This window comes from Pseudomonas sp. HY7a-MNA-CIBAN-0227 (assembly GCF_040310325.1).
Lineage (GTDB): Bacteria > Pseudomonadota > Gammaproteobacteria > Pseudomonadales > Pseudomonadaceae > Aquipseudomonas.
This window is the reverse complement of the sequence record NZ_JBEOPT010000050.1, coordinates 1-363: the sequence shown is the minus strand read 5'-3', so window position 1 is coordinate 363 and position 363 is coordinate 1. Positions and strand designations below refer to the sequence as shown.

The following is a 363-nucleotide window of genomic DNA, read 5'->3' as shown; positions in this document are numbered from 1 at the left end:
GGGATTCGTCAGTTCCTGGGGCGTGCCAAGGTGGTCGAGTTGGTAGTGGAAGGGTTTAGTGGCTTCTGGGCCAAAGCCTTCAAGCAGGGCTAGCGGGCGGAAGCTGTTGGGCTCGTAGATGTAGCTTTGGTGGTGATCGGCGCTGTGTTCGGCGATCAACGTGTCGCCTTGCCAGAAGAATTCGGTGGTTTGGCCGTTGAGGGTTTTGGCTATGCGCCGACCAAACGGGTCGTAGCGGTAGCTGGCGTGGGTGCCGTCGGGTTGGGTGACAGTGATCAGACGGTGTTGGCAGTCGTAGCGGTATTCGGTGACCAGTTGCTGGGCGCGACCTCGGCGTTCGCGCAGGAGGTTGCCGAAGGCGTC

1 pseudogene is annotated in these 363 nt (G+C 60.9%); it reads right to left on the bottom strand.

The window, feature by feature from the left end:
• Positions 1-363: pseudogene (locus tag AAEZ06_RS26910) on the bottom strand (type IV secretion protein Rhs); the annotation flags it as partial.